The sequence below is a fragment of the Gammaproteobacteria bacterium genome (genome assembly GCA_009845905.1).
In the GTDB taxonomy this organism is placed as follows: Bacteria; Pseudomonadota; Gammaproteobacteria; order Steroidobacterales; family Foliamicaceae; genus Foliamicus.
This window is the reverse complement of sequence record VXYS01000004.1, coordinates 769,290-794,291: the sequence shown is the minus strand read 5'-3', so window position 1 is coordinate 794,291 and position 25,002 is coordinate 769,290. Positions and strand designations below refer to the sequence as shown.

The window sequence follows — 25,002 nt, the reverse complement described above, 5'->3', positions numbered from 1 at the left end:
ATGAGTTCGTATCCGTTTGCCGAAATCGAACCGAAGTGGCAAGCGCGCTGGGAGCGTGATGGAACGTTCAGGACGCCGGTCCGGCCCGATCATTCGCGGCCCAAGGCCTACATCCTCGACATGTTTCCCTATCCCAGCGGCGCCGGCCTGCACGTCGGCCACCCGGAGGGCTACACGGCGACCGACATCGTTGCCCGTTACAAGCGCATGCGCGGCTACAACGTACTTCACCCGATCGGCTGGGACGCCTTCGGCCTGCCGGCCGAGCAGTACGCGGTGCGCACCAACACGCATCCGCGGGTGACCACGCGCCGCAACATCGACCGGTTCCGCATGCAACTGAAATCGCTGGGGTTCTCGTACGACTGGTCGCGCGAGATCAGCACCGCGGACCCGGACTATTACCGCTGGACGCAGTGGATATTCCTCAAACTCCACGAGCGCGGGCTCGCCTACCAGGACGAGCAGCCGGTCTGGTGGTGCCCGGAACTCGGCACCACCCTGGCCAACGAGGAAGTCGTGGAAGGGCGTTCGGAAGTGGGCGGTTTCGCCTGCGAACGCCGGCCCCTGAGGCAGTGGATGCTTCGGATCACCGAGTACGCGGAACGCCTGCTGGAGGGGCTGGACGGCCTGGACTGGCCGGAATCCACGCTGGAGATGCAGCGCAACTGGATAGGCCGCTCGGTGGGGGCGGAGATCGACTTCGAGCTGGTCGGGCGCAAGGAAAAGATCCGGGTATTCAGTACCCGTCCCGACACGATCTTCGGCGCCACTTTCCTCGCCCTGTCGCCGGAGCATCCGCTGGTCGAGAAGCTCGCGACCCCCCGGCGCATCGACATGGTGCGGCGCTATTGCCGCGAAGCGGCGCGCAAGAGCCAGCGCGACCGCGCAGCCGACGCGCACGACCGCAGCGGCGTGGACACGGGAGCGCGTGCCCGACACCCGGTCACCGGCGAGGACGTGCCGGTCTGGGTGGCCGACTACGTGCTGATGGGCTACGGCACCGGCGCGATCATGGGCGTTCCCGGCGAGGACCAGCGCGACTGGGAGTTCGCGCTCGAGAATTCGCTGAAGGTCGTGCGCACCGTTCAACCTCCGGAGGGCTACGAGGACGCGGCCTTCAGCGGCGAGGGCGTGGTGATCAACAGCGATTTCCTGAACGGCATGCGCATGGAGGAGGCCAAACAGGCCGCGGTGGACTGGCTTGACCGGCGCGGCCGGGGCCGGCCGAGGATCGCCTACCGCCTGCGCGACTGGCTGTTCAGCCGCCAGCGTTACTGGGGCGAGCCGTTCCCGGTCGTGTTCGTGGACGGCGTCGCGCGTCCCCTTCCGGAAACAGAACTTCCGCTGACGCTCCCGGACCTGGAGGACTTCCGGCCCAGCGGTTCTCCGGAAGGGCCGCTGGCCAAGGCCACGGACTGGCTGGACACGGTCGATCCGTCCGGCGGCAGGCCGGCGCGCCGCGAGACCAACACGATGCCGCAGTGGGCGGGCTCGTGCTGGTACTACCTGCGCTTCATCGATCCCCACAATCCGGGCCGCCTGGTGGATCCGGAACTGGAGCGTTACTGGATGCCGGTGGATCTGTACATCGGCGGCGCCGAACACGCCGTGCTGCATCTCCTCTACGCGCGGTTCTGGCACAAGGTGCTGTACGACGCGGGCCTGGTGTCCTGCGACGAGCCTTTCCGCAAGGTCGTGCATCAGGGCGTGATTCTCGGCGAGCGCGAATACACCGCCTACAGGGACGACGCCGGCGCGCTGGTCTCGGCGGAACGCGCGCGCCGCGTGAGCGGTTCGCAACCGGCCGCCTACGTGGAGAAGGACAGCGGCGAGGAACTCGAACCCGTGGCCGTGAGCGAGGACGACGTGCTGAAGAGCGGGGAGAACTTTGTCCTGACCGCGGATGCGTCCGTAGTCCTCGAATCGCGCGCCCACAAGATGTCCAAGTCGCGCGGCAACGTGGTCAATCCCGAAGACGTCCTGAGCCACTGCGGGGCCGACGCATTCCGCCTCTACGAGATGTTCCTGGGGCCGCTGGAGAAGTCCAAACCCTGGAGTACCCGCGGAGTGGAGGGCCCGCATCGGTTCCTCAACCGGCTGTGGTCGCTGCTCGATCGCGGGGTGGCCGAGAAGGAACCGGACGCCCAACAGATGCGGCTTCTGCATCGCACGATCGCGAAGGTCACCGAGGACATCCGGACGCTGCGGCTGAACACGGCCATCGCCGCGCTGATGGAAATGGTCAATGCGGCGGCCCGCTGGGATGAACTGCCGCGCGCCGTTGCCGAGCCGCTGGTGCTGCTGATCAGCCCGTTCGCGCCGCACATGGGCGAAGAGCTCTGGGAACGCCTGGGTCACGCCGAATCGCTGGCCAATGCGCCCTGGCCCGAGGCGCGCGAAGAATGGCTGAAGGAGGAGACCGTGGAGATCGCGGTTCAGATCAACGGCAAGCTTCGCGCCAGCATTCGCGTGGCGGCCGGCGCAGAGCGCGACGACGTGCTGGCAGCTGCCCGCGGCAACGAGCGGGTGGCCGCCCACCTGGCGGAAATCCCGATCCTGCGGGAAGTGTATGTGCCGGGCCGGGTCGTCAATTTCGTGGTGTGATTCCGATGCGGGCTTTTCTGCCACGCGGCGCCGCGGTCTGCGCGCTGTCGCTCCTGCTCGCGGCCTGCGGCTTCCAGTTTCAGGGGCCGCTTGAGTTCCCGGCGCTGTCCGGGGGCATCTGGCTGCAAAGCGCCCACGGCACGACGCCGCTTTGGCGCGCCCTGAACGAGCAATTGCGCCTGGCGGGGGTCACGTTGCACGGCGAGCCCGGAGAGGATGTTGCAATCCTGCGTCTGCTGGACGACGAGAGCGAAGAAAGTCTGGTGGCGATTTCCGCGAATAATCTGCCCACGGTCACGGAAATCAGCTACCGTGTGCGCTACACGCTCAGACTCGGCCCGGCGCGGCTGATCGAAGAGCGCGAGCGCGAAGCAAACCACACCCGCGTGCAGGACGAGTTCCGGGTGCTGGGAATGGAGCGGGAAACCGATGTGCTGCGCGACGCCCTGGCCGAGGAACTGGCCTGGCAGATACTCCGCGACCTGGCCACGCTTCCCGCTCCTGCCGCAGCCGGCGGGCCATGATCAGCCTCTACAACACGCTGGGCGGCGAACGCCAGCCCTTTGTTCCCGGCGATCCGGACCGCGTGACGATGTACGTGTGCGGACCTACGGTCTACGGACCCGCCCACATCGGCAACGCCCGCCCGGCCGTGGTGTTCGACGTGCTGGCGCGCATTCTGCGCCGCCGCTACCGCCTGCTCTACGCCAGCAACATCACGGACGTGGACGACAAGATCAACCAGGCGGCCGCCGAAGAGGGCGTGCCGATCGCAACGGTCGCTCGGCGCTGGACCGGGGTCTGGCAGGAAGACATTGCGGCGCTGGGCGTGCTTGCGCCCGACCGGCAACCGCGTGCGACCGAACATCTGCGGCAGATGACCGCATTGGTCGAGAGCCTGCTGAAATCGGGACATGCTTACGAGGCGGAAGGTCACGTGCTCTTCCGGGTGGGTGCGTATGACGCTTACGGCGAGCTTTCCGGGCGCAATCGCGACGAGCAGATTGCCGGCGCCCGCGTGGAAGTTGCGCCGTACAAGGAAGACCCGGCCGACTTCGTGCTCTGGAAGCCGTCTTCCGAAGAACTGCCTGGCTGGGAAAGCCCGTGGGGACGCGGGCGCCCGGGCTGGCACCTCGAATGTTCGGCCATGGCCCGGGAACACCTGGGAGAAACGATCGACATACACGGAGGGGGCCGGGACCTGATCTTTCCGCACCATGAGAACGAGATCGCCCAGAGCTGCTGCGCGCATGGCGCGCCCCTGGCCCGTTACTGGGTGCACAACGGGATGATCCGCATGGGCAAGTCGAAAATGGCCAAGTCCCGGGGCAACATTCTGACAATCCGCGAATTGCGCGGGAAGATCCCGGGCGAGGTCCTGCGGCTGGCCCTGCTAAGCGCGCGTTACCGGGACCCGCTGGAGTGGAGCGACGAACTGGTTGCGGCGTCCCGGCAGCGCCTGGACCGCCTGTATCGCGTTCTGCTCGACTGCGCCGGGGATTCCGGGGAAGGCAAGCGCCCCCGGGGTGGAGGGCGTCCCGCCCTCCACGAAGGCGGGACGCCTTCGCTCCCGGGAGACAGTCCTCGACACGCAGAACCGTCGGCGGAACTCGTTCAGGCGCTTGAGGACGACCTCAACACGCCTGAGGCCCTGGGCGTGCTGGCCGCGGAGGCCCGCAGGCTGCGGTCCGGCGCCGTGGAGCCGGCCGCGGGGGGGGCGGCGCTCAGGGCCGGCGGCTTCCTTATGGGCATTCTTCAGGCCGATCCCGCGGAGTGGTTTACGGCCGCGGAGAGCGACCCGGAACTGAGCGCGGAGGCAATCGAAGCGCGCATCGGCGCGCGGGCCAGGCAGCGTGCGGCCGGCGACTACGCCGCGGCCGATCGCATCCGCGACGAGCTCGCCGGCCGCGGCGTTGTCCTGGAAGACGGCCCGCAAGGTACGACCTGGCGCCGGACGGCGCTATGATTGACCCATGAGCGAACTTTTTGCACCCCGGAGGACCGTGGTTCAGGTGGAAGAGAGCGCCGAGCTGGCGCCGAAATTCGACGCCAACGGCCTGATCCCGGCCGTGGTCACGGACCACGGCAGCGGGGAACTGCTGATGCACGCCTACATGAACCGCGAGGCGCTCGAGCTCACCATCACCACCGGCGAGGCGCATTACTTCAGCCGCAGCCGCAACAAGCTCTGGCGGAAGGGGGAAACCAGCGGGCTTAGGCAGCGGGTGCGCGAACTGCTGATCGACGACGATCAGGACTGCGTTTGGCTGCGGGTCGAGCTGACCGGCGGCGCGAGCTGCCACGTGGGTTACCGGTCCTGCTTCTATCGCCGGGTCCCGCTGACTTCGGGCGGCGGGCCGGTCGAGCTGGAATTCACCGAAAGCGACAAGGTGTTCGATCCGGAGCAGGTTTACGCCGGGCAGGAAAACCCCACCCGGTTGTGAGCGTCGAACCGCCGTCCCCCGGAACTCTGCGGGACGCCCAGGAAGAGCTGCTCGATGAGCTGGGTTTCTTCGACAGTTGGATGGAGCGCTATCAGCACATTATCGAACTGGGCCGCAATGCGCCTGACTTTCCCGACGAGTGGCGGATCGAGGACAATCGCCTGCGCGGCTGCCAGTCCCAGGTGTGGCTGAAGTCCTGGCAGGACGAAGGGCGCCTCTTTTTTCTGGCGATCAGCGATTCCGCGATCGTTTCCGGGCTGGCGGCAATCCTTATGCGCGTTTACAGCGGCCGGCGTCCGGCGGAGATCGTGGAGACGCCGCCCGACTTCATCGCCGGGGCCGGCCTCGACCAGCACCTGAGCCCTACCCGCAGCAACGGCCTGCATTCCATGGTGAACGAAATCCGGCAGAGGGCCGTAAAATGTCTCTAGTGTCACTTATGAAAGCCGGGGCCATTGCGCTGATCCGCGCCTACCAGCTTTGCGTGTCTCCTTTCCTGGGTCCTCGCTGCCGATTCCAGCCGACCTGTTCCGAATACGCCAGGGAAGCCATCGAAACTCACGGCCTGCCGCGCGGCTTCGGGATGGCCCTGCGCCGCCTGCTGCGCTGCCACCCGCTGGGCCCATCGGGCTGGGACCCGGTGCCGCCCGTCAAGATTGACCGGCCTTAGCGTGGACGAGTCCTTTCTGTCGCTCCTGCGTTGTCCGAGGACCGGTGGCGAATTGCGCCCTGCCGGGGCGGACGAACTGGCGGGTTTCAACGAAGGCGTGGCGAAAGAGACGCTGAGCAACGCCGCCGGACAGAAACTCACGCAGGCGATGGAAGGCGCACTGGTCTCCGAATGCGGCGGCTGGCTCTACCCGGTGCATGAAGGCATTCCGGTGCTGCTGGTCGAGGAAGCTGTCGCGCTCGCCGATACGTGCGCCTGACCCCGAATGAACTGCCGGCCGCCCTCGAACGAGGGCTGGCGCCCCTGTACTTGCTGTCCGGGGCGGAGCCGCTGCTGCTGGACGAGGCGGTCGACCGGGTCCGGGCCGCGGCCCGTGATGGCGGCTTTTCCGAACGCTCGTTTCACCTGGCCGACGCTCGCTTCAACTGGGGCGAGTTGTATACCGACGCCTGCAGCCAATCGCTGTTCGCCAGCCGGCGGCTGGTCGAGGTCCGAATGCCGGCCGGCAAGCCGGGAGCGGCCGGCGCGAAGGTTCTGAAGGAGCTGTCCGGCGCCGTCCCCGAGGATACTCTGATCATGGTGGTCGCCGGAGCGCTGGACCGCAACGCACGCAGGAGCGCCTGGGTGGGCGCGCTGGAGAAAGCCGGGACCTGGGTGGATGCGCCACTGCTTTCCGCCCGCGAGCAACGCGGCTGGATCAGGGACCGTCTGGCCGGCGAGGGGTTCCAGCCCGACGAAGCGGCCGTGACGCTGCTGGCCGAGCGCACCGAGGGCAACCTGCTGTCCGCGAGGCAGCAGATCGACAAGCTGGCACTCGCCCACGACCCCGGACCGCTGTCCGTGGACGCGGTCATGGAAGCCATCGCGGACGCCAGCCGGTTCGACGTATTTCAGCTCGGGTCGGCCGCCCTGGGCCAGGACCTGCGGCGTACGGCGCGCATTCTCGCCGGGCTCAGGCGCGAACGCGCGCCGCTGACGCTGATTCTCTGGGTCCTCGTTCGCGATATCACGACACTGGCGGACCTGTACTGGCGCACGGCACGGGGCGACAGCCTGCCCTCGGCCATGGGGGCGCTCAGGGTCTGGTCGAGCCGCAAGGCCGAGTTCCGCTCGGCGCTGAAGCGCCACGGCGCCCGTTCCATCCGCCGGCTGCTCGTTCGCTCCGCGCGGGCCGACCAGGTCATCAAGGGCGCCCGGCCGGGAGAGCCCTGGACGGAACTTCAGCTTCTGGCCTTCGGCCTGGCGGAGCCGCATCGCATGGGCGCCGATCGATGAGCGAGCGGCGGGACACGGTGCTGGGACTGCTCGGCGGCAGTTTCGACCCGGTGCACAGGGGGCATGTCGAGCTGGCGCGCCGGTTGGCCGGCGCGGCGAGGCTGTCCGAGGTTCGTTTCGTCATCGCGTCCGCCCCGCCGCACCGCACCACCCTGGTGGCTTCCGCGCCGCTCAGGCTGCGGATGCTCAGGGCGGCGCTCGAGGGGATCCCCGGATTCTCGGTTGAAGATTGCGAGCTGGGTCCTTCCGCCACCGGCTATACGGTGGACACGCTCGAATTCCTGAAGCGCGCGAACCCGGGTCGCACGCTGTGCTGGATGATGGGGTTCGATTCATTCCTCACGCTGCCGACCTGGCGCCGCTGGAAGTCGATTTTCGGCCTGGCGCACGTCCTGGTCGGAGCCCGCGCCGGCCATCAGGCCCCGCTGCCGGCGGCCCTCAAGGCGGAAATCGAGGCGCGATCGATTACGGACCATCGCGAGCTGAGGGCTTCGGAGGCCGGCAGCATCATGATTTGCCGGAAGCCCGTCGCATCGGTTTCTTCCAGCCGGGTGCGCAGCGCGGCCCGGTCGGGAGACCTTGCGCAGGACCTGATACCGGCCCGGGTCGCGCGAATCATCTCGGATTCCGGCGCCTACGCTGGAGGCGAGAATTGAGCGCCCGCTCCGCAGTGCCGGACATGGCCCTGGTGCGCCTGGCCGAAGGCATCCTGGACGAATTGCAGGCCTCCGAAGTGCGCCTGCTGGACGTGCGCTCGCAAACCGGCATGACCGATTTCATGCTGATCGCCACCGGCCGCAACACGCGTCACATCAGGGCCCTGGCCGATCGCCTGACCGAACGAAGCAAGAAGGCCGGGCACCGGGTCCTGGGCGTCGAAGGCCTGCAATGGGGCGAATGGGTGCTGATCGATCTGGGCGACCTGGTGGTCCACCTCATGCGGCAGGAAACACGGGACTTCTACAAGCTGGAGGACTTGTGGGAGTTTGACAGCGCCGCTGCGGGAACATAGCGGACCGGCGGCACATGCCCGACCCGCTGAAGAAGGCCCTGCGCCGGCTGGTCGGCGCCGTTTGCGTGGCATTGCTGTTCGTGGCCCTGTTGCTGGGCGTGCTGCGCGTGCTGATGCCCCTCGTGCCGACGTTCCAGGAGGAGATCGCCGAGTGGACCAGCGACGCCCTGGGCTATCCGGTGGAGTTCGCCCGGATCGAACCGTCTTGGGGCTTTACCGGCCCCGAATTCCGTCTGCGCGGGGTGCGGGTCATGTCCGAGCGCGGCGGCGGTCCGTTGTTGCTGGCCGACGAGATCCTGGTGGGAATCAATCTCCTGACGCTGCTGCCCGGACCGGGCCTCAACTTGGACCGCATGTCGATCGTCGGCGCCCGTCTGTCGCTCAGGCGGCTGGGCACGGAGACCTTCTCCGTGCAGGGACGCGATCCCGCCTACTATCCGGGCGGTCCGGCGCGCCTGCTGGCTTTTGCCCCGCCCGAACTGCAACTGCGCGACGTGTGGATCGATTTCGAGGAACCGGCGCGGAGCGTGCGCGAGAACCTGTGGCTGGAACGGCTGTCGGTGACCATAGCCGACGGCCGGATCGTGCTCGACGGACGCCTGGTGCTGCCGGAGGAATACGGCGACTGGCTGGGGTTGGGTGCGGACATCGAGCTTGCGCAGTGGACCCGCGCATTTCTGCCCACCGGGCCCTGGCGGCTGCACCTGGAGGGCCGGTCCGTAAACCTGGCGAGGGTACGGGAACTGATCACCGAAGCGGCCGGACTGCCGTTGATCGGCTCCGGCGATTTCAACGTCTTCGTGGACCTCGACGGCGCCGAAATCGAACAGCTTTTCGGCGAACTCGACTTTGCGGACCTGTGGGTTGGGGGCGGGCCTGCCGACCATGTTTTTGACCGCCTTGCGGGCCAGTTCGAATGGCAACGACGGGGAAACGCGGCCGAGTTGACTGCCGCGCGGCTTGAGGCGGCGCGAAACGGGGAGGACTGGCGGGCCACCGAGATCAGTGCAAGCTGGACGCTGGCAAGCGGCGGAGAACTCGCCGCGTTGCAACTGGAGGCGGGCTTTGTGCGACTCGAGGACGCGATTCCGCCACTGCTGGGAATCGCCGAAGCAGCCGGAGTGGCGCCTGCTCTGGTGCCGGTTGCCGGCGATGTCAGCGATCTGAGCCTGAGTTGGGAGTCCGGGGATCCGTTTCCGCCGGAAATACGCGCCGGGTTTTCCGGGTTGTCCCTGCAATGGCCGGAACGCGGCCTGACGCTGGCGGGAGTTGACGGCAGCCTGCGGCACGAATCCGGCGCGGGCAATGCCGATCTCTCGATTTCCGGCGCCGGCGACTTCGCCGCTTCCTGGCTGGAGGGGGCGGTCGATCTGACCGGGGCGCAGGCGGAATTGAGCTGGAGGACCGGACCGGAGAACTGGTCGATCGAGGGCAACAACCTGAGAATGGGCGCCGACGGGATGGACTTCGCCGGCCGTTTCTCCCTGTCCCTGCCCGAGGGCGGCAGCTCTCCCGTGCTCGACCTGAGCGGCGGCGGCGATCGTATCGAGGACCTGCCGGCCGCGCTCGCGCTCCTTCCCTGGAAAAACACGCGCGGACTTCCGTTTGGCTGGCTGAGCCGGGCCCTTCACGCCGGCCGCGCCGACGGGTGGAACATGCAACTCAGCGGACCGCTCGATTCATTTCCGTTCGGCGGCGCGGTCATGCGGGTGGAGATGGCCCTGAGCGACGGCGTGCTGACGGTGCACGAGGCGTGGCCCGACGTGGCGGACCTGTCGGGCCAGCTGGTGCTGAACGGATCCGCCCTGGTCATTCTCGACGCGGCGGGCGAGCTGGCAGGCGTGCGCTGGCGGGACGTGCGCACCGATGTCCGCGACCTGGTGAGTCCGGTGGTGGAGGTGAACGGCGAAAGCGACGATCCCCTGCCGGCGCTGATCGCCGGACTCGCGCGCATTCCGATGGCCGATCGGATTCATCCCATGCTGCTGAATGCCGAGGCCTCCGGGGAGGCCGGAACCCGCGTGGAGTTCAGGCTGCCTATCGCGGACCGGAGCGCCTGGGAAATTTTCACCGAAACCGAACTCGGCGGCGGAGAATTGAAGCTGAGCGAACTGATACCCGCGGTCACCAACCTCAGGGGCAGCATTCGCTTTACCCGCGCCGGAGTGCGCGCACGCGAGTTGCAGGGACGTTTTCTCGATCAGCCGCTGCTGATCGACGTGAACAGGGCCCCCGCCGGAATGGCCGGCTACGGGTATCGGCTGGACCTGGACGGATCGGCGACCGCGGAAGCGCTGGAAGAACTGTTTGACTGCTGCGCGCTGGACCGGCTCGATGGGCAGTTCGCGTGGGACGGCAGCGTGCTGGTGCCCGAGATGCAGGCGGGCCTTTCGCGTCCCGTGCGGGTGCTCCTGGAAACCGATCTGGCCGGACTGGGCAGTGCCTTGCCGTACCCGATGAACAAGCCGGCGGATGAACCCGGGCCCACGCGGCTGGAGCTTCTATGGGGCTCCGGGGACCTGCCGCGCCTGACGGGAAGGCTGGGCCTGGGGCCGGGCGTCGCCCTGGAGTTCGCCGACGCCGGCGAGGGATGGCGGATCAGCCGCGGGCGTCTGCACTTCGGCGATTCCTTGCCGCGCCTGCCGGAAGGCCCGGGACTGCTGGTGGACGGCCGCATCGACTGGCTGCGTCCCGCCCTATGGGCCGAGGTGCTGGGATCCGAAGCCGGTTCGCTTGACCTGCCCTGGACGCTGGACCTGACCGCGGGCGAGGTCTATACGATGGGAAGCACGCTCAAGGACCAGTCGATCCGCGTGCGTCCCCGCTCCGACGGATGGCAGGTGGAGCTTCAGGGTGATTTCGCCGACGGGCGCCTGTTCTGGCCGCGCGCGGGGTCCGGAAACGGACAGTTGCTGGCGGACCTGAACCGGTTGAGGCTGACGCTGCCGGACCCGGAGCCGCAACCGCCGGCGAACCCGCGCAGCCTGCCGGCCGGCAAGGTGATGTTGAGCGATCTTTCCATCGGACGGATGCGCTTGGGCGAGGTGCGGGCCCGTTACGAGAAGACCGCGGGCGGACTGGCGGTGAACTGGTTTCGGACCGAATCGCCGGCCTTCTCGTCGCAGGGCAGCGCGGCCTGGCTGGTCACGGACGAGGAAGGCGCGGAACAGCTGGGTCGGCTCGACATGGTCCTGGAGAGCTCCGACGTGGCCGCGGCCCTGGAACAGCTGGGCTACGCGCGCGGCATTTCCGGCGACCGGGGTCAGATGACCCTTTCCGCGAGCTGGGAAGGGCCGCCTTCGGGGGACTTTCTCGCACGGTCCAACGGAACGGTCGGCGTGGAGGTGGAGGTGGGCGAAGTGGCCGCCCTGGATCCCGGCGGCGGTCGGATGCTGGGCGTGCTCAGCCTGGCCCGCCTGCCGCGCCGCCTGGCGCTCGATTTCCGCGAAGTGACGGAGGAGGGACTGCCCTTCGACCGGCTGGCGGGAGATTTCAGCCTTCGCGAAGGGCAGGCTTACACCTGCAATGTGGGCCTGCAGGGCGCGGTTGCCGGCCTCGCGCTGTTCGGCCGCACCGGCCTGCAGGATCGCAGTTACGACCAGGTTGCCGTAGTATCCCCCAATCTGCCGGATCTGCTTTCGCTGGGCGGCGTGATAGTGGGCGGGACCGGCCTGGGCGCAACGATGCTGTTGCTCTCGCAGGCCTTCCGCGAGCCTCTGCAGGCGATCTCGGCAAATTATTACCGGGTCGGCGGCAGCTGGGACGAGCCGCTGGTTGAGCAGGTGCTGCGAGAGGAAATTGATCTGGGCGCGTTTGACGACTGCGCCCGATATCTGGAGGAACAATTGACCGACATGCCTGAAGTGGATTGGGATGCGCTGCTGAGCCAGGCGCAGGAGGAGGTCATGCCGCAGCAGGCTGACGATTCGGACAGTCCGGACGCCGTAGCGGACGAACCGGCTGCCGGTACCGGCCCGGGTGCGCCATGAGCAAGGTTGCGGTCATACAGATGTGTTCGGGCGACGAGCCCGGCGCCAACCTCAAGCGCGCGGCGGCTTTGCTCGAACGGGCCGCCGGCCAGGGCGCGGCGCTGGCCGTGCTGCCGGAGAACTTCGCGCTGATGTCCCGGGACGCCGAGCGCATGCGCGCGGAGCATGCCGAGAGCCCGGGCGACGGGCCGTGGCAGGAATTCGCGGCCGGGCAGGCGCAACGGCTGGGGATGTGGATCGTTGCCGGAACCATTCCCATGTCCGCGGAGGAACCGCGCCGCCCTGCATCGGCCTGCTGCCTGTTCGACGGTTCCGGGACGCTGGCGGCGCGCTACGACAAGATGCATCTGTTCGACGTGTCCCTGCCCGGGCGCAAGGAGTCGTACCGCGAGTCCGCGACGACCACGGCGGGCGGCGAACCGGTCGTGGCGGAAACGCCGTTCGGCCGGCTGGGACTGGCGGTGTGCTACGACCTTCGCTTCCCCGAGCTGTTTCGCGCCATGAGCGAGCAGGGCGCCGAGATGATTGCCCTTCCGGCCGCCTTTACCCGCCCGACCGGAGAAGCGCACTGGCACGTGCTGATTCGCGCCCGGGCCGTCGAAAACCTTTGCTACATGCTGGCGTCGGCGCAGCATGGAAGCCATCCCGGCGGGCGCAAGAGCTACGGGCACTCGATGCTGGTCGAGCCCTGGGGCCAGGTCGTGGCGGAGCGCAAGGCGGGCGACGGCGTGCTCTGCCATGACGTGGCGCTGGACAAGCTCGACCGGCTGCGCAGCGGCTTTCCCGCGCTCGATCATCGCCGGCTGGCGTCGGGCCGTTCATGAACAGGATTCCCGATCCTTCCACCTTCGAGGTGCAGCAGCAGGCCCTGGCGCTGGCCCGCGGCAGCCTGCTGGAATCGGCGGATCTCGGCGACAGTCAGCTTGACCGGGCCCTCGGCGCGCTGCTGCGGCCCGGCGTGGACTGGGGCGACCTGTATTTCTCGGAGTATTCCAGCGAATCCTGGGTGCTGGAAGACGGCATCGTCAAGACCGCCAGCCACGACCGCGGGCGCGGCATGAGCGCCCGGGCCGTGAGCGGAGAAAAGTCCGGCTTCGCCTATTCCGACGACCTGGACCCCGCGACCCTGTTGCGCGCAGCCAACACGGCCGGCGCGATTGCCCGCGGCGGCGGCCGGGGGCGGATCGAGCTGCGCCGCGAAGGCGCAAGCCGGCGCCTCTACGCCGCCGGCGATCCCGGCGACGGTTACTCCGATACGTCCAAGGTGGAACTGCTGCACGCCCTGGACCGCGAGGCCCGCGCCGCGGACACGCGGGTGCGGCAGGTGATCGCCAGCCTGTCCGTCGCCCGCAACCTGATGCTGGTGTGTTCGTCCGACGGCCGGCTGGCGGCCGACGATCGCCCGCTGGTGCGGCTGGGCGTGACGGTATTGCTGGAGCAGAACGGAGAAGTCCGCCACGGGGTTGCCGGCTGGGGCGGGCGACTGCCGCTGGCCGACCTGGTCGCGGCCGATTCGGCCGGCGAATACGCGCGCGAGGCCGTGCGCCAGGCGGTGGTCAACCTGGACGCCAGGCCCGCGCCCGCCGGCGAGGAAATCGTCGTGCTGGGACCGGGTTGGCCGGGCGTGCTGTTGCACGAAGCGGTCGGCCACGGCCTGGAGGGCGACTTCAACCGCAAGGGCGTGTCCGCCTTTGCCGGCCGCATCGGTGAAGCGGTCGCCACGGACCAGTGCACGGTGGTGGACGACGGCAGCATGCCGGGCCGCCGCGGGTCGCTGGAGATCGACGACGAAGGCACGCCCACCGGCCGCACGGTGCTGATCGAGAACGGCGTGCTGGCGGGCTATATGCAGGATCGCCTGAATGCCGGCCTGATGGGCGTGAAGCCCACCGGCAACGGCCGCCGCGAGTCATACGCGCACCTGCCGATGCCGCGCATGACCAACACCTTCATGATGCCGGGCCCGCATGATCCCGAAGAGATCATCCGCTCGGTGAAGAAGGGCGTGTATGCAAAGAACTTCGGAGGCGGGCAGGTGGACATCACGTCCGGAAAGTTCGTCTTCTCGGCCAGCGAGGCCTATCGAATCGAGAACGGCAGGCTGGGTGCTCCGTTGCGCGACGCAACGCTGATCGGCGACGGTCCCACGGTGCTGACGCGCGTGTCGATGGTCGGCAGCGACCTGGCGCTGGATCCCGGCGTGGGCGTATGCGGCAAGGACGGGCAGACCGTGCCCGTGGGCGTCGGCATGCCCACCATCCGCGTGGACGGCATCACCGTCGGAGGCACCGCATGATCCCGGCTTGCCGCCGGCCCCTGTGCCACGCCAGCTCAAGCGCATCTATTGCGTCCCTTCTCGCGGGAGTGTCGAAGGCAGGATGCCTCTCGTCAAGCGTCATGGATGACGAATGCGTCTCACGCGAGAAGGGACGCAATAGATGTGCGAGGGAGCACAAGGTTTACTAACCAACCAGGAACATCAGATGACACAAGTAGCCATTCTCATGGGTTCGCGTTCGGACTGGAAAATCATGGAGAACGCGGCCAACACGCTGGATTCGCTGGGCATAGTCTGGGAAGCGCGGGCGCTGTCCGCGCACCGCGCCCCCAGGCAACTGGCCGACTACTGCGACGAGGCCGAGGACCGCGGGATCAAGGTGGTCATCGCCGGCGCCGGCCTGGCCGCGGCCCTTCCGGGGACGGTGGCGGCACTCACGTCGCTCCCGGTGCTCGGCGTTCCGATGGCGACCGCCGCCTTCGGGGGCGCCGACGCCATGCTGTCCATGGCCCAGATGCCGGCCGGCGTGCCGGTGGGAACGCTGGGAGTCGGCCGTCACGGCGCCGTGAATGCCGCCCTGATGGCAGCCGCCATACTGGCCCTGAGCGACGCCGACGTGCGCGACGCGCTCAAGGCCTTTCGGGCCGCGCAGACGGCGGAAGCGGTCCGGGGCGCCGATGTCACCCAATGAACTCAGCGAGCGGGTGGCCGATGCCCTGAGCTACGCCCGCAAACGGGGCGCCAGCCAGGCGGAAGCCTCCGCCTCCAACAACACGGGACTGACCCTGCGCGTGCGGATGCGCGAGGTGGAAACGCTGGAAAGCCACCAGGACCATTCGCTGGGCGTGACCGTTTACCAGGGAAAGCGGCGAGGTTCGGCCAGCACTTCCGACCTGTCATCCGGGGCCGTTCGCGAAACCGTCGACAAGGCCCTGAGCCTGGCCCGGTTCGCCGCCGAGGACGAGTACGCGGGCCTTGCCGACGCGGATCGCATGGCCACGGAGTTCCCCGGCCTCGACCTGCACCACCCCTGGGACCTGGAAGCGGAGCAGGCCATGGACCTGGCGCTGGAGTGCGAAGCCGCCGCGCTGGACGCGGACCCGCGGATCAGCAACTCGGAGGGCGCCGGCGTCGATACCGGCGAATCCGCCTTCGCGTACGGGAACTCGCACGGGTTTCTGCAATGCGGCCGGTCGAGCAGCCACTCGCTGTCCTGTGTCGTGCTGGGCGAGCAGGACGGTCAGATGGAACGCGACTACGATTTCAGCGTGGCCCGGGCGCCCGAGGAGCTGACTCCGGCGAAGGAAGTGGGGGAGAGCGCCGCCGAAAGGACGATCCGGCGCCTGGGAGCGCGCAAGATCGGCAGCACGAAGGCGCCGGTGCTGTTCGCGCCACGCGTCGCCCGCAGCCTGGTCGGACACTTCTGCGCTGCGGTGAGCGGCCGGGCGCTCTACAACCGCGCCAGCTTTTTGCTCGACAGTCTGGACAAGCAGGTTTTCGCGGACTGCGTCAACCTGAACGAACGTCCGCACATCCCGCGCGGTCTGGCCAGTCGCGCCTACGACGGCGAGGGCGTGGCGACCGCCGACCGCGACCTGATCTGCGGCGGCGTGCTGAAGGGTTACTTCCTGGGCAGCTACTCGGCGCGCAAGCTCGGCATGGCGACCACGGGGAACGCCGGCGGCGCCCATAATCTGTTTCTCGAAAGCACCGGCCAGTCGTACGAGGAGCTGCTGGCGGAAATGGGCGAGGGCGTGGTGGTGACCGAAATGATGGGGCAGGGCGCCAACACCGTGACCGGCGACTATTCGCGCGGCGCGGCCGGATACTGGGTGCGCGGCGGCGCCGTCCAGCACGCCGTCCACGAGATCACCGTGGCCGGCAACCTGAAGGACATGTTCCGCAATATCGCCGCCATCGGTACCGACGTGGACCGGCGCGGCGGCATCTACACCGGTTCGATCCTCATCGAAGACCTAAGCATCGCCGGCGCCTGAACCGCCTTCCAGCAAGCCGTCCACGGCGGCGCGGAGTTCGTCGTTGCCCAGGCGCTGGGTGTAGTCGGGCTCGGAGTGCGCGAAGCGGATCATGCCGGCGGCGTCGATGACGTATACGGCGGGCACCGGCAGGGCATGGTGGGTCTCGCCGGAAGCCTCTTCGAGATCCAGGCCGTATTCCTTCGCCTGTTGGTAGTAATCGTCGGACACGCGGAACGCGAGGCCGAAGGCTTGGGCGGCGCCCATCCTTGCGTCGGACAGGAGCGTGTAGTCCAGGCCCTCGGCGTCGCCGTGCAGCGCCGAGGCGAGGTTGGCGGGACTGTCGGCGCTCAGGAAATAGACGTCCATCCCGCGCTGCTCCAGCTCGGGCACGACGTGCCGCAATTCCGCCAGGTGGCGATTGCAGTACGGGCACCATCCGCCGCGGTAGAAGATCAGCATGGCCGGGCGGTCCAGCGACGAGGGATCGAAAACGAAGTCGCTGCCGTCCGCGTTGCGGGCGGTGAACGAAGGCGCCGCGACACCGGCGGGCACGGGTTGCGTTTCTTCGGCGCTGGCGGCGAATTCGGCGTGTGATGCGGGCGCGGCGAACGCCAGGGCGAGGCAAAGGGCAGGAAGAATGGATGAAGGTTGATTGCGCATATCGTGGCTCCGGAATAGTCGGCGCATTGTAGTGCGCCAGGAGCTGTCAGAGCGAACTCGCCGGCCTTTCAAAGCCGTAGAATAGAATCGCGCTCTTTTGGGAGGAAATGAATCATGCAGAGTATCTCGCCAATGAAGGTAATCTACGGGTTGCTTATTTCATCCTTGGTCTTGTCAGGGGTGGGTTGCACGGGCCCGGGTTTTTCCATACCGGTGAACCCGCAAGCGATGGCAGAGCCAGTTGACGGCGAACCAACGGGGATCGAGGTCGTTCATGCTGGCGACGAATATAACGGTGATACGGATACTCGCTAACGGCTGCTTTCAGCAGGGCAGGCCAGTTCGAAAGAGAATTGGGATGCGTTACTAGGGTATATAAGCCTTAATTCGCGGCCATGGCGAACGCGGCCCCGAAGCGTCTGGACGAGTGGCTGCGCCATGCGGCCCGTCTGCACCCCAGCGAGATCGACCTGGGGCTTGAGCGGATTGCGGAAGTGATCGGCAAGCTGGACCTCAAGCCGCCTCCCGGCCGCGTGGTGACCGTGGGGGGCACCAACGGCAAGGGCAGCACGGCGGCGCTGATCGATGCGGCGCTGCGCTTGCGGGGCGGGCTGCGCACCGCCATGTATCTTTCGCCCTACCTGCAGGACTTCGGGGAACGGGTCCAGATAGGCGGCTCCCACGCCGACCCGGAGAGCCTGAGCCGCGAATTCGAGCGGGTGGAGGCTGCGCGAGGCGATATCCGGCTCACCGAGTTCGAGTTCCTCACGCTGGCGGCCTTCAGCCTTTTCGACCGGGAGGGCTGTGAGGTCTGGGTGCTGGAGGTGGGGCTGGGCGGCAGGCTGGACGCCGTCAACGCGATTGACCCGGACGTGAGCGTGATCACGCGGATCGCGATGGACCACCAGGACTGGCTGGGCGACACGCTGGATTCGGTGGCGGCCGAAAAGGCGGGCATTCTCCGTGCCGGGCGTCCCGCGTTTTACGGAGCGGGGCTTGCGCCCGCGCCGATCGCCGCCCGCGCGGCGGAACTTGAGGCGCCGCTGTACCAGGCAGGCGCGGATTTCGACTACGAGCGTCATGGCGAGCGCTGGGACTGGCGCGGGCGGACCATCCGCCGCTCCGGACTGGCGGTTGCCGATCCCGCCAACTCGACGGAGCTGCCGAACGCCAGCCTGGCCCTTGCGGTGCTGGAGACCCTCGATGTCGATTGGGTACCCGAAGTTCACGATTATTCGGCGATCCTGAAGGCCGGCCGCTTGCCGGGGCGGTTCGAGCGCATGGAGTATGCGGGCGCGGAATGGGTGCTGGATGTGGCGCACAATCCCGATGCCGGCGCGTGCCTGGCCCAGAGCCTCAACGCCCTGCCGCCGCGCCCGGCAATCTGGGTTCTGGGCATGCACGGCGACAAGGACATCGCCGGATTCATGCAGGTTCTGCCGATGAATGCGGACGATCAGGTAATCGTTACCCGGGCGGAATGGCCGAGGGCCTGTTCTCCGGAAGAGCTGGCCCGGGTGGTGGCAGTACGGCCGCATGCGAAGCTGCGGCGCTGCGAATCGGTGCCGGAAGCCTGCGAGCAGGCGTCGCGGTTGGTGGAAGCGGGCGGCCGGGTGGTCGTAACCGGGTCGTTCAATACTGCCGGGCCGGCGCGCGGCTGGCTGCTGCGGCAGTGTTAGACGAGGGCGGGACGCCCTCGCTCCCAGGGTCGCTACCCGGGGTCAGGCGTCCAGGCCGTAGATGCGCAGGACGTTGTCGCGCATCAGTTTGCGCCGAGCATGCGGGCGGAGGTCCAGCGCGTCGATGTCGTCCACCGTGCGCTCGAAGTCCAGCACCGGGAAGTCGGTGCCGAAGATGACCTTGTCCTGGCCGAATGAATTGATGTAGTGGCGGAAGCTGTCCGGCCAGTACTTCGGCCGGTGCGCGTCGCAGCCGATGAACACGTTGTCGTGCTTCCACGACATGGCGATCATCTCCTCGTGCCAGGGAATGCCCACGTGGATGCCGATCAGCTTCAGTTCCGGGAAGTCGCAGGCCACGGCGTCCAATGCGATTGGGCGGCCCACGCTGCGACGCGGCGCGTCCTTGGCGTAGATCATCGACTGGCCCACCTGCATCTGTATGGGCACGTCCAGTTCGCAGCACTTGGCGTAGTACGGGTAGTAGCGCGCGTGGTCGGGCGCCAGCTCGAACCAGTGCGGGTAGAGGTGCGCGCCGATGAAGCCCATGTTCTTCACGGCGTCCTCGAACATCCGCACGCCTTCCATGCCCTGGGTGGGGTCGATGCCGGCAAGTCCCGAGAAGCGGTCGGGATGCTCTTCGCAGGCGCGGGCGACCACCTCGTAGGGCAGGTGATAACAGCCGGGCAGGCCCACCTGGCCGGTTCGCGGGGCGATCAGGAACGCCCGCTCGATTCCGGCGGCGTCCAGCCGCTCGATCATCTGCTCCAGCGAAAGGCCCGCCATGAGCGGGCTCTCGGCCTTCATCTTGCCGACGAAGAAATCGCCCTGCCAGCCGGGCCGGTGCGACAGCGCCTCCGGCGTCCAGATATTGACGACCGCGTCGATCGCCCGGTAATCGTGCTTGGGCTTGCTCATACCATCCGCTCCGCTCGTTCGGCGGCAATTATCCTTCAACCGCCGCGAATCGTGGGCGGCGCTTGCATAACGGCCCGCCAGGTGGTTCGCCTTATACTTGCGACTTACCTGGGGGGCGGCATTCCGGCCTGAGACCCTTGTTGAGGGGAACCCCTTGAACCTGATCCGGTTAGTACCGGCGGAGGAACGAGGTATGCGGCATTTCAATTCGCGCAGTTTTTTTCTTTCGGCAACCGCCTTTCTGGCGACCGCGGCTCTCGCGCAGGAATCCGCGCAGGATTCGGCTACGGGCCCGCTGGAGGAGGTGGTGGTCACGGCGTCGCTGAAGGAAGTGCGGAGCCTGGACCTGCCCTCCAGCGTCACGGTGCTGGATGCACAGGTCATCCGCAGTTCGGCGGTGCAGCATTTCGAGGAGTTGGCCCTGCTCACGCCCAACCTGCACTGGGCCGGCGGATCTTCGCGGGCCCGCTATTTCCAGGTGCGCGGCATCGGCGAGCGTTCTCAGTACGAGGGCGCGCCGAACCCTTCGGTGGGATTTCTTCTCGATGACATCGACTTCTCGGCCCTGGGCGGAGTGGCCACGCGTTTCGATCTGGGCAGCGTCGAGATATTGCGGGGCCCCCAGGGCACGCGCTACGGCGCCAATGCGCTGGCGGGCCTGATCTACGCGCGCTCCAGGGAGCCGTCCCGCGAGCGGGAGGCGGAGGCCGAGATTTCGCTGGGCAATGACGACATGCGCGCTGCGGGGCTGGCGTTGAGCGGCCCGCTGGGCCCGGCGGCCGCCGGGCGTTTTTCGGCGCATCAGTACCGGGCCAACGGTTTCCGGCGCAACGACACGCTTGATCGCCACGACACCAATGGCAGGCAGGAGTTGAGCTTGAGGGCACGGCTCAACTACGAGCCCTCGCCGGAACTGGCGTTGAAGCTGACGCTGCTCCATATCGACCTGGACAACGGCTACGACGGCTGGTCCATCGACAACGAACTGACCACCTGGTCGGACCGGCCGGGGCGCGATTCGCAGGCGTCCACCGGCGCGTCGCTGCGCGCCGACCTGGAGCTTACCGGCGGGCACAGCCTCGTGAGCGTTACGGGAGCGGCGAGTTCGGACATCGAGCACAGCTACGACGCGGACTGGGGAGAGGACGGCTACTGGTCCGAGATCGCCGGCTTTGAAATGCGCTACGACTACACTTCGCGCACCTTGCGCGAGCGCTCGGGCTTCAGCCAGGAACTGCGCCTGCTGTCGCCGGCGGAACGCGAGACGGGCTATGTGCTGGGCGTCTGGTTCATGAACCTCGAGGAAGACAATGACCGCCTGGACACGGGCCTGTACGCGGAGCCGGGCTACGCGCCCGGACCCAGCGAGGACCGGTTCGATTCCGGCTACGGTGCCGACAGCCTGGCGCTGTTCGGCGAGCTGTCGCGCGCGTTCGCGGACCCATGGCTTGTAACGGCGGGCCTGCGCTGGGAACGGCGCGAAGCCGACTACGCCGATTCGAACGGCGAGCTGTTTTCAGCGTCGGACGACATGCTGGGCGGCCATTTGAGTTTGTCGCGACCCTTCGGCGAGGACACGAACGTTTATGCGCGGATTGCGCGCGGCTACAAGGCCGGCGGGTTCAACCTGGGCCTGGGGGGCCGGGGACTGACCAGCGATGAACTGCTGTACGAGCCGGAATTCCTCTGGAACTATGAGATCGGCGCCAAGGGCCTGTGGCTGGACGGGCGCCTGCGCGGCGAACTGGCCGTGTTCCATTCGCAGCGCGTGGACGTGCAGGTGGACACGTCCCGGCAGGTGGACCCCCAGGACCCGAACACCTTCCTGTTCTATACACGGAACGTCGGGCGCGGAGTCAACCGCGGTGTCGAGTTGACGCTGGAGTACCGGCCCGGCGACGCGTGGCGCATGAGCGCGGCCCTGGGATTGCTGGACACGGAAATCACCCGCTATCCGGGCCGTCCCGAACTTGAGGGCCGCGAGCAGCCTCACGCGCCGGGCTACGGTTATGCGCTCGGCGCGCTGTGGCGCCATCCCCAAGGCTGGTTCGCAGGCGGCGAACTGACCGGCACGGACGGCTTCTATTTTTCCAACAGCCACGACCGCAAGTCGGAGGCGTACACGCTGTTGAACCTGCGCGCCGGGCGGGCCTGGAATGGCTGGGAGGCGTTCGCCTGGGCGCGCAACCTGCTGGACGAGTATTACGCGATCCGCGGTTTTTACTTCTCGAACGTGCCTCCGGACTGGCCCGAGCAGGAGTTCCGCCAGCAGGGCGATCCGCGGCATTTCGGCGTTACGATACGTCGCCGGTTTTGAGGAACGGACCATGCGCATCACCGCCGAACTCAGCCTTTACCCGCTGGCCAGCGAGCAGCCGATCGAGCGCATTACGGGGTTTATCCGAGAGTTGCGCGAGCAGCCCGGCGTCGAGGTGCTCACCAACCAGATGAGCACCCAGCTTCGCGGCGAACTGGAGGACGTGCAACGGGCCGTGGACGCCTGCATGAAGGCGGTCATGGAATCCGGCGACCGGGTGGTGTTGGTAGCCAAGTACCTGAACGCCGACCTGCCGATCTCTTCACCCCCGCAGCTCTAGCTGCCGGCGCCTGATTCCGCATGGAACTGATGACGATCCTGGAGATCGTGGGCGTGGCGCTCGGCTTCGTCTACGTGACCCTGGCCATACGTCGCCATATCTCCTGCTGGCTGGCGTCGTACATCGCTTCCGGGCTGTTCGTGGTGGTTTTTCTCGACGCCGGCCTGATCTTCCAGCCCTGGCTGCAGGTCTTCTACATGGTCATGGCCGTGTACGGCTACCGCAAGTGGCGCAGGGGAGCGAAGAACCCGGCGACGCTGGGCTACTGGGGCTGGCGCAACAACCTGATCGCGGTGGCCGCGCTGCTGGCGGTCTCGATACCGATCGCGATCTTCGGCGCGCAATACAGTGAATCCTCGCTGTTCTTCATCGACGTGGTCACCGCGCTGGCGGCGCCGCTGGCCACCTTCATGCAGGCGCGCAAGTACATCGGCAACTGGATCTGGTGGATGGCCCTGGACTCGATTTACGTGGCCCTGTACCTGGAGCGCGGCCTTTATTTCACCGCCGTGCTTTTCGCCAGCTACCTTGTATTGGCATGGGTGGGCTACCGTTCCTGGCGCAAGGCCCTGCCGACTTGAACTCCGCACGGCTGCCCCCGGAAATCCCCGGACTCGGGCGCCTCGGATACATTCGCCGGCTTTCCGGGGGCGGGGGATGGAACGAGACGTGGCTGGCCGCGCGGGGCGAGGAGCGGTTTGTAGTTCGCTTCGATACGCCTGCCGTTCGCCTGCTCCGGCTGGATCGGACCGCCGAACTCGGCGCCCTGCAAGCGATCCAGGGCCGGGGACTCGGCCCTGATCTCGTTTTCGCCGATCTTCCCGGAGGCCTGCTCGTGACCCGCTGGCTGCCGGGCCGCGCCTGCACGCCCGGCGGCCTGCGCAATCCGCGGCTCTTGCGCCATCTGGGAACGACACTTCGGCGCCTGCACGAGACCGTTCCACCACCGCCGAACGTTGCGCCGCTCGACCTGGCCCGTTCCGTGCACCACTACGCGTCGCTCGTCGGAGGTGTCCGGGCGCGAACAACGGCGCGTGCAGCCTGCCGTTCCCTGAAGGCGGCCGCCGGGCACCGGAGGAAGCCGGCGCTGTGCCACAACGACCCGGTCGCGCAGAACATTCTGAACGGACCGGCATTGCGCCTGATCGACTGGGAGTTCGCCGCCCCAGGAGATCCGCTCTTCGACCTCGCCGTCGTGGTCGGTCATCACGATCTCGACATGGGGCAGGGCCGCGCGCTCCTGGGCGTGGCCAGGGGCCACGTTCACCCGTCCGATTGGCGCGGCCTGACGCACCTGGTGGAGGGCTACGGAAACGTGCGTCTGCTGTGGGAAGCCGCCGTGAGGGCGGTCGCGCAGATTGATTAGCCGCCGCCGATTCTTTATGCTCGCCCGCCATGAACGACGTGGCATTTGACGTACGCGAACGCGTCACCAGCATCATCGACGGCGAGCCGGTGGGCGCTTCGCGAAGCGGGGTGGACTTTCCCATCATCAATCCGGCCAGCGAGGAGCCGAACGGGGTCCTGAGGGAGGCGGACGCCCAGGAAGTGGATGCGGCCGTGAACTCCGCGCGCAGGGCTTTCGAGACCGGCCCCTGGCCGCGCATGGGCGCCGACGAGAGAAAGGCGATCTTCCGCTCCATGCACGAGGCGCTGCACAGGCACCGCGACGAACTGGAGTTTCTCGACAGTCTCAACACCGGCGTGCCGATCACCCAGGTCCGCGCCATGCACGTGGCGCGCGCCGCCTACAACTTCGAGTTCTTCGGCGAGGTCCTGAGCCAGGAATCGGGCGAGGTCTATACGCAGAACCCCAACTACCTGACCTACGTGACCCGCGAGCCGGTGGGCGTGGGCGCCATGATGGCGCCGTGGAACGCGCCTATACCGCTGGCTTCGATGCGGGTGGCCACCTGCATCGCCTTCGGCAATACCTGCGTGCTGAAACCGTCCGAATACACCCCGCACTCGATGGAGCGGATGGTCGAGATCTTTCACGAGGCCGGGCTGCCGCCCGGCGTAGTGAATCTCGTGAACGGACGCGGACCGGTGACCGGCACGGCGCTGGTGACGCACCCCGAAGTGGACATGGTGGGCTTCACCGGCGGATCCGAAACCGGAAAGATCATCATGTCCGAGGCCGGCAAGTCGCTCAAGCCGGTGCTGCTGGAACTGGGCGGCAAGTCCGCCAACATTATTCACGAGAGCGCCGACCTCGACCGCGCTCTGGACGGCTCGCTGATCGGCATCTACTCCGGCAACGGCCAGCAGTGCCTGGCGGGCTCGCGCATCCTGGTGCAGAAATCGATTGCCGACGAGTTCATCGAGCGTTTCGTGGAGCGCTCCCGCAAGCTGCGCATCGGCGACCCGCTTGAGGCGGAAACCGAAATCGGACCGCTGTGCTACGAGAGCCACATGAACCGGGTGCTGGGTTACGCGAGCCTGGCGCGCGAGGAAGGCGCCAAGCTGCTGACCGGCGGCGGCCGGCCCAAGGGCATGGAGCAGGGCTGGTTCGTGGAGCCGACGGCGGTCCTGGCCGAGGACAACTCGGCGCGCATCTGCCAGGAAGAGATCTTCGGCCCGTTCGCGACTTTCCTGGTCTACGAGGACCTGGACGAGGCCCTGCGGATCGCCAACGACTCGGAGTTCGGCCTGGTGGCCTACCTCTGGTCGCAGGACCTCAACGTGACGATGCGCGCGGCGCGCGAGCTTCGCGCCGGCACGATCTGGGTGAACACGCCGATCTATCGCGAATTGAGGGCGCCCTTCGGCGGTTACAAGCAGTCCGGCATCGGCCGCGACGGCGCCAGGGGGAGCCTGGAGTTCTTTACCGAACCCAAGACCGTGAGCATTCCGCTCACCGAATTTCCGATGCTCAAGATGGGAGAATGACA

Annotated in this window: 23 protein-coding genes and 1 riboswitch; of the genes, 21 read left to right on the top strand and 2 right to left on the bottom strand. The window is 67.5% G+C overall.

Features of this window, described 5'->3' with window-relative positions; genetic code table 11:
• The 15 genes from F4036_05045 (at nt 1) to pmbA (ending at nt 16,272) form a co-directional block, all read left to right on the top strand.
• Complete coding sequence (locus F4036_05045; GenBank protein MYK37110.1) at nt 1-2,607, top strand: leucine--tRNA ligase; 2,607 nt, start codon at nt 1-3, stop codon at nt 2,605-2,607.
• A gap of 5 nt (nt 2,608-2,612) precedes the next feature.
• The gene (locus F4036_05040) at nt 2,613-3,131 is read left to right on the top strand and encodes a hypothetical protein (GenBank protein ID MYK37109.1); all 519 of its coding nucleotides are present in this window, start codon (nt 2,613-2,615) and stop codon (nt 3,129-3,131) included.
• The gene (locus tag F4036_05035; GenBank protein MYK37108.1) at nt 3,128-4,573 is read left to right on the top strand and encodes a cysteine--tRNA ligase; all 1,446 of its coding nucleotides are present in this window, start codon (nt 3,128-3,130) and stop codon (nt 4,571-4,573) included. Before F4036_05040 ends, F4036_05035 begins: the two co-directional genes overlap by 4 nt.
• A gap of 7 nt (nt 4,574-4,580) precedes the next feature.
• A complete protein-coding gene (hisI, locus tag F4036_05030) occupies nt 4,581-5,051 on the top strand; it encodes a phosphoribosyl-AMP cyclohydrolase (protein ID MYK37107.1) in 471 nt (156 codons plus the stop codon).
• An 80-nt stretch (nt 5,052-5,131) separates the two neighbouring features.
• Nucleotides 5,132-5,482, top strand: a complete 351-nt coding sequence (locus F4036_05025) for a SufE family protein (GenBank protein ID MYK37106.1) — start codon at nt 5,132-5,134, stop codon at nt 5,480-5,482.
• A gap of 8 nt (nt 5,483-5,490) precedes the next feature.
• Complete coding sequence (gene yidD, locus F4036_05020; protein ID MYK37105.1) at nt 5,491-5,721, top strand: membrane protein insertion efficiency factor YidD; 231 nt, start codon at nt 5,491-5,493, stop codon at nt 5,719-5,721.
• Nucleotides 5,708-5,980, top strand: coding sequence for a hypothetical protein (locus F4036_05015; protein MYK37104.1), 273 nt, complete (start codon nt 5,708-5,710; stop codon nt 5,978-5,980). The genes yidD and F4036_05015 overlap by 14 nt, the downstream gene beginning before the upstream one ends.
• Entirely contained in the window at nt 5,971-6,996 is a 1,026-nt protein-coding gene (holA, locus tag F4036_05010; protein MYK37103.1) for a DNA polymerase III subunit delta, read from the top strand. The genes F4036_05015 and holA overlap by 10 nt, the downstream gene beginning before the upstream one ends.
• Nucleotides 6,993-7,652: a nicotinate (nicotinamide) nucleotide adenylyltransferase gene (gene nadD / locus F4036_05005; protein MYK37102.1), complete on the top strand. Its 660-nt coding sequence runs from the start codon at nt 6,993-6,995 to the stop codon at nt 7,650-7,652. Before holA ends, nadD begins: the two co-directional genes overlap by 4 nt.
• A gap of 23 nt (nt 7,653-7,675) precedes the next feature.
• Nucleotides 7,676-8,008 carry a ribosome silencing factor gene (gene rsfS / locus F4036_05000; GenBank protein ID MYK37101.1) on the top strand — a complete coding sequence of 111 codons (333 nt, stop codon included), beginning with the start codon at nt 7,676-7,678 and terminating at the stop codon, nt 8,006-8,008.
• 14 nt (nt 8,009-8,022) lie between these two features.
• Nucleotides 8,023-11,997, top strand: a complete 3,975-nt coding sequence (locus tag F4036_04995; protein ID MYK37100.1) for a hypothetical protein — start codon at nt 8,023-8,025, stop codon at nt 11,995-11,997.
• Nucleotides 11,994-12,821, top strand: a complete 828-nt coding sequence (locus F4036_04990; GenBank protein MYK37099.1) for a carbon-nitrogen hydrolase family protein — start codon at nt 11,994-11,996, stop codon at nt 12,819-12,821. The genes F4036_04995 and F4036_04990 overlap by 4 nt, the downstream gene beginning before the upstream one ends.
• Entirely contained in the window at nt 12,818-14,293 is a 1,476-nt protein-coding gene (tldD, locus tag F4036_04985; GenBank protein ID MYK37098.1) for a metalloprotease TldD, read from the top strand. Before F4036_04990 ends, tldD begins: the two co-directional genes overlap by 4 nt.
• Nucleotides 14,294-14,501: 208 nt before the next feature.
• Entirely contained in the window at nt 14,502-14,966 is a 465-nt protein-coding gene (purE, locus tag F4036_04980) for a 5-(carboxyamino)imidazole ribonucleotide mutase (GenBank protein MYK37097.1), read from the top strand.
• Entirely contained in the window at nt 14,953-16,272 is a 1,320-nt protein-coding gene (gene pmbA / locus F4036_04975; GenBank protein ID MYK37096.1) for a metalloprotease PmbA, read from the top strand. Before purE ends, pmbA begins: the two co-directional genes overlap by 14 nt.
• Here pmbA and F4036_04970 read toward each other — a convergent pair.
• Nucleotides 16,252-16,941: an AhpC/TSA family protein gene (locus F4036_04970; GenBank protein MYK37095.1), complete on the bottom strand. Its 690-nt coding sequence runs from the start codon at nt 16,939-16,941 to the stop codon at nt 16,252-16,254. The genes pmbA and F4036_04970 overlap by 21 nt on opposite strands.
• Before the next feature lie 368 nt (nt 16,942-17,309).
• On the opposite strand from F4036_04970, the gene F4036_04965 reads away from it, so the two are divergent.
• Nucleotides 17,310-18,593 (top strand): bifunctional folylpolyglutamate synthase/dihydrofolate synthase, encoded by a 1,284-nt coding sequence (locus tag F4036_04965; protein ID MYK37094.1) that lies wholly within the window; start codon nt 17,310-17,312, stop codon nt 18,591-18,593.
• Between the two features lie 42 nt (nt 18,594-18,635).
• Here the strand turns inward: F4036_04965 and F4036_04960 are convergent, their stop codons facing one another.
• Entirely contained in the window at nt 18,636-19,511 is an 876-nt protein-coding gene (locus F4036_04960) for an amidohydrolase (protein ID MYK37093.1), read from the bottom strand.
• A 101-nt stretch (nt 19,512-19,612) separates the two neighbouring features.
• A riboswitch (TPP riboswitch) is annotated at nt 19,613-19,716 on the top strand.
• On the opposite strand from F4036_04960, the gene F4036_04955 reads away from it, so the two are divergent.
• The 5 genes from F4036_04955 to F4036_04935 all read left to right on the top strand — a co-directional run bounded on the left by F4036_04955 (nt 19,705) and on the right by F4036_04935 (nt 25,000).
• Complete coding sequence (locus F4036_04955; GenBank protein MYK37092.1) at nt 19,705-21,828, top strand: TonB-dependent receptor; 2,124 nt, start codon at nt 19,705-19,707, stop codon at nt 21,826-21,828. It overlaps the preceding riboswitch by 12 nt.
• 10 nt (nt 21,829-21,838) lie before the next feature.
• The gene (locus F4036_04950) at nt 21,839-22,108 is read left to right on the top strand and encodes a hypothetical protein (GenBank protein ID MYK37091.1); all 270 of its coding nucleotides are present in this window, start codon (nt 21,839-21,841) and stop codon (nt 22,106-22,108) included.
• 20 nt (nt 22,109-22,128) lie between these two features.
• A complete protein-coding gene (locus F4036_04945) occupies nt 22,129-22,689 on the top strand; it encodes a nicotinamide mononucleotide transporter (protein MYK37090.1) in 561 nt (186 codons plus the stop codon).
• Nucleotides 22,647-23,474: a phosphotransferase family protein gene (locus F4036_04940; GenBank protein ID MYK37089.1), complete on the top strand. Its 828-nt coding sequence runs from the start codon at nt 22,647-22,649 to the stop codon at nt 23,472-23,474. Before F4036_04945 ends, F4036_04940 begins: the two co-directional genes overlap by 43 nt.
• Nucleotides 23,475-23,503: 29 nt before the next feature.
• Entirely contained in the window at nt 23,504-25,000 is a 1,497-nt protein-coding gene (locus F4036_04935) for an aldehyde dehydrogenase (protein MYK37088.1), read from the top strand.
• The last annotated feature ends 2 nt before the right edge of the window (nt 25,001-25,002 follow it).